This is a genomic window from Streptomyces sp. NPDC020192 (assembly GCF_044388685.1).
GTDB lineage: Bacteria > Actinomycetota > Actinomycetes > Streptomycetales > Streptomycetaceae > Streptomyces.
In genome coordinates this window covers 211,533-221,991 of sequence record NZ_JBIRXG010000017.1, presented here as the reverse complement: position 1 = coordinate 221,991, position 10,459 = coordinate 211,533, and the positions used below count along the sequence as shown (strand labels likewise).

Annotated in this window: 10 protein-coding genes; 8 read left to right on the top strand and 2 right to left on the bottom strand. The window is 68.7% G+C overall.

Going from position 1 to position 10,459, the window contains the following annotated elements:
- Together ACH47Z_RS30210 and ACH47Z_RS30205 are read left to right on the top strand one after the other, a co-directional pair.
- The coding region (locus ACH47Z_RS30210; RefSeq protein WP_399079201.1) for a transposase at positions 1 to 303 on the top strand (303 nt) is incomplete at its 5' end.
- 80 nt (positions 304 to 383) lie between these two features.
- Positions 384 to 974 (top strand): hypothetical protein, encoded by a 591-nt coding sequence (locus ACH47Z_RS30205; protein WP_399079199.1) that lies wholly within the window; start codon positions 384 to 386, stop codon positions 972 to 974.
- 47 nt (positions 975 to 1,021) lie between these two features.
- Here ACH47Z_RS30205 and ACH47Z_RS30200 read toward each other — a convergent pair whose 3' ends face one another.
- A complete protein-coding gene (locus ACH47Z_RS30200) occupies positions 1,022 to 1,462 on the bottom strand; it encodes a hypothetical protein (RefSeq protein WP_399079197.1) in 441 nt (146 codons plus the stop codon).
- A gap of 165 nt (positions 1,463 to 1,627) precedes the next feature.
- Between ACH47Z_RS30200 and ACH47Z_RS30195 the strand changes: the two genes are divergently transcribed.
- Positions 1,628 to 1,768 carry a hypothetical protein gene (locus ACH47Z_RS30195; RefSeq protein WP_399079196.1) on the top strand — a complete coding sequence of 47 codons (141 nt, stop codon included), beginning with the start codon at positions 1,628 to 1,630 and terminating at the stop codon, positions 1,766 to 1,768.
- Positions 1,769 to 1,974: 206 nt separating this feature from the next.
- On the opposite strand, the gene ACH47Z_RS30190 is transcribed toward ACH47Z_RS30195, so the two are convergent.
- Entirely contained in the window at positions 1,975 to 2,700 is a 726-nt protein-coding gene (locus tag ACH47Z_RS30190; RefSeq protein ID WP_399079194.1) for a transposase, read from the bottom strand.
- 1,049 nt (positions 2,701 to 3,749) lie between these two features.
- Between ACH47Z_RS30190 and ACH47Z_RS30185 the strand changes: the two genes are divergently transcribed.
- From ACH47Z_RS30185 to ACH47Z_RS30165, 5 genes are all read left to right on the top strand, one after another.
- On the top strand, positions 3,750 to 5,090 hold the full coding sequence (locus ACH47Z_RS30185) for a hypothetical protein (RefSeq protein WP_399079192.1): 1,341 nt from the start codon (positions 3,750 to 3,752) through the stop codon (positions 5,088 to 5,090).
- Positions 5,091 to 5,325: 235 nt separating this feature from the next.
- Entirely contained in the window at positions 5,326 to 6,033 is a 708-nt protein-coding gene (locus ACH47Z_RS30180) for a hypothetical protein (protein ID WP_399079190.1), read from the top strand.
- Positions 6,034 to 6,318: 285 nt separating this feature from the next.
- Positions 6,319 to 7,161 (top strand): vWA domain-containing protein, encoded by an 843-nt coding sequence (locus ACH47Z_RS30175; RefSeq protein ID WP_399079188.1) that lies wholly within the window; start codon positions 6,319 to 6,321, stop codon positions 7,159 to 7,161.
- A 25-nt stretch (positions 7,162 to 7,186) separates the two neighbouring features.
- Entirely contained in the window at positions 7,187 to 8,041 is an 855-nt protein-coding gene (locus ACH47Z_RS30170) for a hypothetical protein (protein WP_399079186.1), read from the top strand.
- 347 nt (positions 8,042 to 8,388) lie between these two features.
- Positions 8,389 to 10,290: a hypothetical protein gene (locus ACH47Z_RS30165; RefSeq protein ID WP_399079185.1), complete on the top strand. Its 1,902-nt coding sequence runs from the start codon at positions 8,389 to 8,391 to the stop codon at positions 10,288 to 10,290.
- Positions 10,291 to 10,459 lie beyond the last annotated feature (169 nt).

The following is a 10,459-nucleotide window of genomic DNA, read 5'->3' as shown; positions in this document are numbered from 1 at the left end:
CCGATCCGCTCCCGGCGCGGGCGCCGGCGACGCAGACCGGCAAAGCTCCACGCCGACAAGGGATACGACTACGACCACCTGCGGCGATGGTTACGCGGGCGCGGCATCAGGCACCGCATCGCCCGCAAGGGCATCGAGTCCTCGATCCGTCTGGGCCGTCACCGCTGGACCATAGAACGCACGATGTCCTGGCTCGCCGGATGCCGCCGCCTGCACCGCCGCTACGAGCGCAAAGCCGAGCACTTCCTCGCCTTCACCAGCATCGCCTGCACCCTCATCTGCTACCGCAGACTCACCAAATGAGATGACTTCTAAAGACGCCCCGGCCGTAACGGCTTGGCAACAGCGCCACCAGCGAAGATCGGCACCGGCATTCTGGGCCCGTGACGTTCGACCCCAACGCCCTCATCACGGCCACAATCGGTCTGGCGGGCGTTCCCCTTGGTTCATGGCTGACTGCCCGAGCGACGGCCCGCGCCGACGCCAAGGCCGAGCAGAGCGCACTCGGAGCCCAGTTCGACGCCATGGTGCACGCCGTAGCCGACCTGCGTGCAGCCGTAGAAGCCGACCACTCCCTGTGGAGCAACCGCATGGAGACAGTACGGGCCGGCATCCTGGCGTCCATGACGGGGCTCGGGGTGGCCGCGTTCGCCAAGGAACCGGACTGGCGCCAGATGGCCGCCGGAGCGGGCGGAGTGGCCTGGTTCCTGGCCCAAGAGCGCACTCAGGTGAAGACCGCTACGGCCTCCATCATCCCGAAACTGGCAGCGGTCGCCCACGCCGCCGCTCCACTTCTGCGCCACTCCAACGCAGGGATCCGGGAAGCCGCAGACACCTTTATGACCGAGGTCTTCCGGTACCACGAGTCGCGCAGGCCCCGAGATCTCGAGGCCGCCGCAGGGAACTTCGGCCGCGCCGTGCAAGCCGTGCTCAACCCGCCCGCGAGACGCCGCCTGCCATGGCGTCGCCGTTGACGGTAGTCCACGTGCGCCCGGGAGAGGTTGAACTCCGGCCCGCTAGCTCAGACTCCCATCTGCTTCGAGATCACCGCAGTTGCGACGTCGACGAACACGCTGCGGGCGACATCTCCGGCAGAGCTGGCCAGCTCGCGAAGCCGGGATCGCCGCTCCGGATCTGTCTCGTCGTCCGCTGCGGCATCAAGGCGCGATGCGACCTCGTCGACGAACTGCTCGGCGGAAGGCCACTGGCCGACCAGGTGTCGTGCGTGGCCGGAAACGCCCGTGACGAACCAGTGGCCGTGGTCTCCGCCCATCACCTTCCGGAGATCGATCAGGCCTGCACCTTCGAGCGCGATCGCTGCCCTTCCGACGTCGATGACCTCAAGGTCTGTGAGCTCGGCGATGTCTCGGAGGTGAGGGAACGACTCCCCGGCAGCGTCGTCGAGGAACTTCACAAGTGTGTCGAGTACAGGCAGATCACGGGCCGCCCAAGTGCTGTTCATAAAGAGGAAGTTACGCCCTCACTGACCGCGGTATGTCACGATTCCTGAAGAGGCGCCCCTGCACAACGGACGCCGAGCATGGCACGCGCCAGCATGGACGCCGTCGCGTTCTCCAGGGAAGCCGCCTGGGACCACGCGGCGCGCCTGCCCGGGCACACTGGTCGCATGAGCACAATGTGCACTGGACGTGACGGCCGACCGCTCGTCACCACGGCCATGACCGCGTACTCGCTCGGCATGAAGCCCGCCAGCTTCCCGCGGGTCGGCTTCAGCACCGCGCCCACCGTCCGCGCCTGGGCTGCCTGATACGGGGCGTGCGGACGTGACAGGGGAGCAGGGCCAGTGCACACAGCCGCGTCAACCCGGATAGTCGTCACCGACTGCCCCTATGACGAGGGTTGCGGCTGCACAGGTCTGACCAGGTGGAAGACCTCCCGGGCCGCGTAGCGCTTGAGGCTGCGGACTATCTCGCGCCGGGTTTTGCCCTCCTTGCTGCGGCGTTCGTAATAGTCTTAGGTGCGCTGGTCGACGCGCAGGCGAGTCTGCACGATCCGGTGCAGGGCCGCGTTCGCTTGCCGGTCGCCGCCCCGGTTGAGGCGCCTGTACTGCCGACTGCCCGAGGAACGCTCGACGGGGCTGACCCCGCACAGCGCCGCGAAGGACGCCTCACTGCCAACTCGTTCCGGGTTGTCCCCGATCGTGATCAGCAAAGTGACGGCCGTGTCCGGACCGATGCCCACCACCTCGAGCAGCTGCGGTGCGTGGCGATCCACCAGCCGGGTCGGGCGGCCTTCCAGGTCTTGGATGTCTTCGCTGCGCTCCCTGATGCGCCGGGCCAGGAGAGACAGGGTGACGTGGGCGGCGTGGAGCACCGCCCCCTCGCCGGCCTCGTGGTTCAGGCTGTCGTCGACGAGCCCGGCGCAGGTGCGGAAGAGTTCTGCGTTGCCCAGCCCGGCCAGTTCCTCCCTCAGCTGCGGATCGGCACGGATGAGGACGGCCTTGAGCTGGTTGATCGCCTGCGTGCGGGCCTTGACCGCCGAGTCCTTCGCCAGCTTATACATCCAGGCGATCTCCACCGGCCCATCGCCCGCCTTGGCCTGAGCACACACCCGCCCGCTCAGCACCGCGCGGGCCGCGTTCTCGGCATCGAGCGGGTCCGACTTGCCGCGCCGACGGGGCCGGGCAAGGAGGCTGCCGCGAGGAAGCCCGCCCCAAGCTCCTGACGTGAACAAGGCCATTGTCAGTGCCGCGTGCGATCCTCACCCCGGAAGCGGGCACTTCAGAAGGAGGCCGGGTGGCGACGGGACGTCCGCGGAAGGATCCACGCGATCCGGTGCTGATTCTGCGGGATGCCGGGCTCGAACCACTGGAGCCCTATCCAGGAAGTGATAAGCCCTGGCGCTGCCGCCATGAAGCGTGCGGGAGAGAAGTGTCACCCAGGCTGGGCAACATTGCCGCGGGTCGGCAAGGCGGCTGCCGGTACTGCTCAGGCACGGCATCGATTCCTCCGGAGGCGGCGGTGGCGCTGATGCGCTCGGCTGGCTTGGAACCGCTGGAGCCATATCCCGGGGCGACACCCCCTTGGCGCTGCCGACACGTGCCGTGCGGCCGGGAGGCCAAGCCACGCTACTCGTACATCAAACGCGGAGGGGGACCGTGCCGATGGTGCGCGCCGAACGCGCCGGTCGATCCGGACCAGGCCGCCGCGCTCATGAGGTCGGCGGGTCTGGAACCGTTGGAGCCCTATCCCGGGACCGACATGCCCTGGCGGTGCCGCTGCACAACATGCGGCACGATCGGGACACCGACTCATGGGTCGGTCAAGGGCGGACAAGGGGGCTGCGGCCCGTGCGGGCGCAAGAACGCCGGGCAGGGCATCAGCCGGGCATGGTCGCGTCGCCGCGAACTGCCCCGCACGGACGGCGACCGGGCCGCAATTGAGGCGAAAGACTTCGGCCTCGAGCCGCTGGAGTCCTACCCGGGACCGAGCGGGCTGTGGCACTGCCGCCACCTCCCGTGCGGCCGAGACGTCGAGATCAGGTTGAGTAACCTCAGGCGCGGCCTTCGGGCCTGCCCGTACTGCCCTCCCTCCCCGGGTGGCCGACGCCGCTGGCCCGCGGACGAAGCCGAGGCCCTCATGCGTGCCGCTGACCTGGAACCGCTCGAACCGTACGCCGGGCGTCGTGACAAGGCGTGGCGGTGTCGCTGCAACGGCTGTGGGCGTGAGACGTTACCGAGTCTGGGCGGCATTCTGGCGGGCCAGGGCGGCTGTCGGCACTGTGCCGACGTGAGGGCGGCAGCGGGTAGAAAGACCGACCCGGACATCGCGGTGGCTGCCATGCGCGCGGCTGGGCTGGAGCCGCTGGAGCCCTATGCCACCTCGGTGACTGCGTGGCGGTGCCGTTGCGTAACCTGCGGCAACGAGGTCTCCCCGACGCTCATGAAGATTCGTGCTGGTGGAGGATGCAAGTTCTGTGCCACCCACGGCATCGACCTGGCAGGACCGTCGAAGGTTTACGTGATCACCCACCAGGAGTGGAAAGCCGTCAAGATCGGGATCGGTGCCTGCACCGGCTACACCTCTCGCCTCATCCAACACGAACGCCAGGGTTGGCAACTGCATCAGGCCCGTGACTACACCACCGGCGCAGCCGCCTACGACGTCGAGCAGGCCGTGCTGGACCGCCTGCATCAGGCCGGACTCATTCCTTTCCTCACGAGCGACATCATGCCGAACGGCTGGACCGAGACCTGCTCCGCAGCCCGCATCACGGCGGCCGAGGTCTGGGCCATGGTCGATGAGGAAACACGGAGCGCAGAAAAACCCTATGCGCCCCGCACTGGCGGCCGGCCCCGTGCCGCAGTCCTCATCGACGCGGAGGCCGCAGCCGCTGAGATGCGGGCTGTGGGATACGAGCCACTCGTGCCGTATCCCGACCGCACCAACGCGACTTGGCCCTCGCGCTGCATGACCTGCGGGCACGAGGGGCGTCCGACGTTCAATGCCGTCCGTAACGCGGGCCAGCGCTGTCGCGTCTGCCGGGCAAAGGAAACCCAGGCGAAACGCGCCGCCACGAACGCGCCGAAGGCCCAAGAAACCATGCGCGCGGCCGGACTCCAACCGCTTGAACCCTACCCGGGCAGCCAAACACCGTGGCGGTGCCGCTGCACCACATGCGGTCGCGAAACCAGCCCCACCTACTCCAACGTCAACAGCGGTTCGAAGGGCTGCCGGTTTTGTGCCCTCAACTCGGCAACCGACGAGCGTGCGTCCGCCGAAGTACGAGCGGCCGGGTTCGAGCCGTTGGAGCCGTACCCCGGCCGTACCACGGACCGTTGGCGCTGCCGCTGTTCCTGCGGAAACGAGGTCATGACGCGCCTGGCATCCGTCCGGTCGGGAACCACCGGCTGCAAGAAGTGCCCCCGATCCGGTGGCCGAACCGATCCCGCGACAGCCGCCGCGGAGGCACGCGCCGCCGGGTTCGAGCCGTTGGAGCCCTATCCGGGGAAGACCACCGACCGGTGGCGCTGCCGCTGCAGGTGCAGCACGGCCATCACCCTCACCCTGACCAGCCTCAGAGGAGGCCGTACCGCGTGCGGAACGTGCTCCCGAGGCGCGACTCGATAACGGTCGGTCACGATGCACCCCGCCGCTGCACCCAGTAGTCGAGCAAGCCCGGGTTCTGTCGTACCAACCTTCTTTAGGAGATCGCTGCCGCCCGACGGCATCCTCGGTATCGGCCCCTTTGAAGATGGGTTCGGCGGATCATGAGCGCTTCGGCGTCCAGCGATGTGGCCGACGCCCTGTCGACGGTAGTCGACATCAGCTGACATGGGCAGGCCGCACAGCCTTCAATGGCGTCATGGCCACGCCGATGCCAACACCCCCGCCCCGGCCCGCCACTCTGGAGACGATCGCGGGTAGCGCCACGCTGGACGAAGTCCTGGAGTGTCTACGCGCGCGGCGGCCGGTGTTCCACTCCGAGGCCGATCTCCAGCACAGTTTCGCCCTCTCTGTAGGCGAGGTCGCACCGGATGTCAGGTGCCGTCTCGAGATCCCGGTGCGCGGAAGCAACGCCTCGGAGTACCTGGACCTACTGTGCCTGGGGCCGGCGAGCCGTACGGCAATCGAGTTCAAGTACGTGACCCGACAATGGTCGGGTACAGCAGGGACGCCTCCCGAGGAGTACGCCTTGCGCGGACACAACGCCCCAGACGTCGCACGTAGGGACTTCCTGCGGGACGTAGCAAGGCTGGAACGCTTCTGCGACCGCGAGGACCAGAACGGGCTGGCCCTGCTCATCACAAACGAGGCCGCCCTGTGGCGCCCCAGGCAACGCAGTATGCCCACCAGGGACGAGGAGTTCCGCATCCACCACGGGCGTGAACTGAGCGGCACCTTGCTGTGGGCCGGCGGTTCCTTCCCGGACAACACCCGAGTGCTGCGCGGCGCCTACACGCTCGCCTGGCGTCAGTACACCCAACTGGAGGGCTCAAGTGGCGAGTTCCGCTGCCTTGCGGTGTTCATCACTCCGAACGCCGCGCAGCCCCAGTGGCCACACGAGGCGTAACCAGCAGACTGCCTCCCATGTCATTGATCATGGGAATCTGCCCTGATGGGAATCTGCCCTGGGTGAAGGCACTAGCCTCGATTCCGGAGGCATCGAAAACGTCCTCCACGACGCCGAGCAGCACTTGGATCCAAACGTCGTCGAGCAGACCGTCGGGGGCTCATGCCGACGGCCGGTGGAACGGCATGTGAGTGTCGATCACTTCCCCGACACCGAGACTGTGAAGGCAGCGTGAAAGCACTGGTCATTCGATATGGTGATCCCCTTCACAGCAAGGGGGGCGCAGTGCCGTACACCGCTGAGATCAGCCGAACCAATCCGGGTTGCTTCATCTTCCTCGTGGACCAGTCCGCCTCCATGAGCGATCCCATGGGCGCCGGTGAGGTCACGCAGCAGAGGGCCGAGGTCGTCTCCGACGCGATCAACCGGCTGCTGACCGAACTGTCCGTCAAGTGCGCCAAAGAGGAAGGCGTACGGGACTACTTCCACGTGGCCGTGATCGGGTACGGACACAATCACGTGGGCTCCGCGTTCCAGGGGGCGCTGGCCGGGCGCGACCTCGTTCCGCTGAGCGAGGTCGCCAACAACCCCGCGCGGGTGGAGAGCCGTACCAAGAAGGTGCCCGATGGCGCCGGCGGCCTGGTCGAGACCTCCGTACAGTTCCCGGTCTGGATGGACCCGGTGACCAACGGCGGCACGCCCATGACACGCGCCCTCGGCTACGCTGACAGCCTCGTCGCGAACTGGGTCGAGGCCCACCCGAGCGGCTTCCCGCCGATCGTACTCAACCTCACCGACGGCGAGTCCACCGATGGCGACCCCACCAGCGCCGCCATCGCGCTGGCCTCGCACGCCACCGCGGATGGCGCGGTCCTCCTGTTCAACCTCCACGTGTCCGGCAGCGGCGGCACACCGGTCACCTTCCCGGACAGCGAGGAGGGGCTGCCGGACACGTACGCCCGGCTGCTGTTCCAGATGTCCAGCGTGCTGCCCAGCCACATGCGCTCCTACGCGGCCTCGCAGGGGCACCGTGTCAGCGAGACCACCCGGGGCTTCGTCTACAACGCGGACATCACCTCCATCGTGGAGTTCCTCGACATCGGCACCCGCGCCACCGAGCTGCGCTGACCACCGAGACGGAGCTGCGCTGACCATGGAGGACGTTTCGGCTCTGCCGGAATGCCAGCTGCTGCGGGTGCCCAAGGCGGGCAACACCCTCAAGGAGTGCGAGGACGCGGGGCTGTCCTGGGTCGGGGACGCACGGTCCGACGACGAGGGCCGTACCGTCCTCCCGCTGTACGCGGCGGTGTCCGACGGCGCCTCGGAGAGCCTGCTCGCGGGCGCCTGGGCGGAGCGTCTCGTCGCGGACGCCGTCGAGTCGATGTCCCTCGGCCGTGACTGGTGGGACGACGTGGACACGTTCGTCGTCGACCTCATGGAACGGTCCGCGCCCCGCTGGGAGGCGTACCTCGAGTGGTACCGGGCGGAGCGCGACGCCCGTGGCCGGCCCATCACCTGGTACGAGCAACCCGGCCTGGAGAAAGGCGCGTTCGCGACCGTCCTGGGGGCGGAGGTCCGAGCCACCGTGTCCGGTGACGGTAGGGCCGACTGGTCCTGGCACGCCTTCGCCCTGGGCGACAGCTGCCTGTTCCATGTGCGGGACGGTGTCGTCCGGCGGGCCTTCCCCGTCGAGGACGTCGAGGGCTTCGGCATCACCCCCCAGCTCCTCGGCAGCCGTAACCACGACACGGCCCTGGTGGCCGAGCGGCTGCGGCTCGCCCACGGCACCCTGGCGCCAGGTGACGAGGTGCTGCTGGCCAGCGACGCGCTGGCCGCCTGGCTGCTGTCCCCGCACCACGGGCACCGGGCGCCCGGCACCGTGCTGGCCACGCTTGCCGAGGTGGGCGATGAGCCCTTCACGGAGTGGGTGGAGGACCAGCGGGCGCGCGGGCTCATGCGCAACGACGACGTGACCCTGATCCGGATCCGGGTGAGAACGGAGGCGTGATGGCTGTGTCCCGCGGCGGTCGCCCCGCCACCGGAACCGGTGGGGTCCGGAAGTTCCCTACGGGCGCGAACTACGCGGAGGCCCTGCAGCACCCCGAACTCTGCTTCCGCGATCCTGATCTCCAGCACGGAACCGTCCAGCAGAGCCCCGTCCTCGGGCCCAAGGCGATCTCTGGCAACTTTGCCAGCGTCTTCTCCGTCACCGCGCCGGACGGGGAGCGATACGCGCTCAAGTGCTTCACTCGGGACACCTCCGCCATCGGTGCCCGTTACACAGCGATCAGCACTGCTCTGCCCGCGCTCGACACGGGCAGCCTCTCTCAACCGTGGCCTGTGCGCTTCGAGTTCTTGGAGCAGGGCGTGCTGGCTCTCGGCGACTGGTTCCCGGTGGTGCGGATGGCGTGGGTGCAGGGCACCGACCTCATGTCGTGGATCGATCGTCACCGCCACGACTCGGCTGCCGTCCATGCCCTCGCCGACCGCTTCCTCGCGATGGTGGGCGACCTGGAGGACCATGGCATGGCCCACGGCGACCTGCAGCACGGCAACATCCTCGTGGCGGACGACAGCACCCTGAGGCTTGTCGACTACGACGGCATGTACGTCCCCGCTCTCAAGGGCGAGGCGGCGACGGAGAACGGCCACCGCAACTACCAGTCGCCGCAACGCGGCGCCGCCGACTTCGGGCCCGCCATGGACCGGTTCTCGGCCTGGCTCATCCACCTCTCCCTGCTCGCCGTCGCTACCGACTCAAGCCTGTGGACTCAGCTTCACGACAGCCAGGGCGAGTACCTGATGCTCTCCGAGCCCGACTTCAAGGACCCGGCGACGTCACTGGCCTGGCCCCTGCTCCTCGGCCACTCCGACCAACGGCTCCGCGCGGAGGCGGACCGCGTCCGGGGCTTCCTCGGGCAACCCTGCTCTACGCTGCCCCGCCTGACCGCCGACGCGCCCACGCTCCCCGCCCCACCCCGCAAGCGAAAGGGCGGCGCCGCGGCTCCGACGGCGACCGGCGGTTCGACGGGTGCCGCCGCCCCGGCAAATGCACCTTCCGGTGGCATCCCAGCCTGGCTGGTGGATCGCGTGGCGTCCGCCCCCGCCAGGGCGGTGCCGACTAGCGCGCCGGCCCCCGCCTCCGCGGGCTTCACCGGGCGCCGCCCTCGCGACCTGGCGGCCGCGGCCACCGCCGTACTGAGCACCGCCGCCCCCGCCGTGCTCGCGGTCACTGTCGGACAGCCGGCGGGCTACCTGCCTGCCGCGCAGGGGGCCGCCCTACTCGCCTCGGCCGCCCTGATCGGCGTAGGCCGGCGGCTCAGGCCGGAGTATCGAGCCGCCCGCCAACGGGTCCGGGGACTACGTCGTCGGGCCCGCGAACTCAAGGATCCGGCGGGCGCCCACCGGCGGCTGGAGCAGGAGATCCAGAAGCTGGATGCCGCCACTGCCAAGGATGGCGCGGCCACTGACAAGCGCATGCAGACCCTGCAGACCGACCTGCGCGACGGACTGGCTCGCATCACTATGGACCTGAACCGCCGCACCGACCAGTCCCGCCAGCGCAAGGCGGAGCTGCCCGCCAGAGAGCAGAGCATGATTGCCGCCGCGCTGGAACCGGCGGTGCGCCAGCACGTCGAGGCGAAGCTGCGCGCCACTTCGATTCAGGAAGCGCGGTCACTGTCGAACATGGGCGCCAAGACGGTCGGGGCTCTGGTGCAGGCTGGTATCCGCACCGCGGCCGACTTCACGGGGGTGTCCTACTCCCAAAGCCAGGGTTCCGGGAGCCGTGTCGCCTACTTCGTCCGCCCAGGCGGCCACCACGTCCGCGTGGCTGGCGTGGGCGAAGCTCGGGCGACCGCCCTCGACGCATGGCGCCGGTCCCTGGAGCAACGGGCAAGGGCTTCCGCACCCGCCAAGCTGCCTGGGCCAGCCCTGACGAGGATCCGCGCAGAGATCGCCACGCTGCGGGCGCAGTACGACCGGGAGGTAAAGCAGGCGGAGAGCAAGGCCCAGCAGGACAGGGACGTCCTCCAAAAGCAGATCACCGACGAACGGCAGCGGCTCACGGCCGACCGCCAGCAGCGCGCTATGGAGACCCAGCGCAAGCGTGCTGACCTGTTGCAACGTCAGAAGCAGCTGAGCGGCGCCGAGGCGGAGCGAGCGAGGGTGACGGGCGAACTCAGCACTGCACGGACGGAGACCCGCCGCAACCTCGGTGTCCGGAATTACGTCACATTCCTGTTGACGGGCCACTGAGCCAGGCCCGAGGCGAGTATGCAGCGTGGGCAGGGCTGGGCGAGAGTGGGGTGCGCGCGGGCAAGGTAGATGGCGGCACCAGGTAATCAGGAGCCCCAGAAACCACGGGTGAGATCTTCACGAACATGCAGGAAGCGGACCTGGTGCCTCGTTCGCCTCACTACGCGAG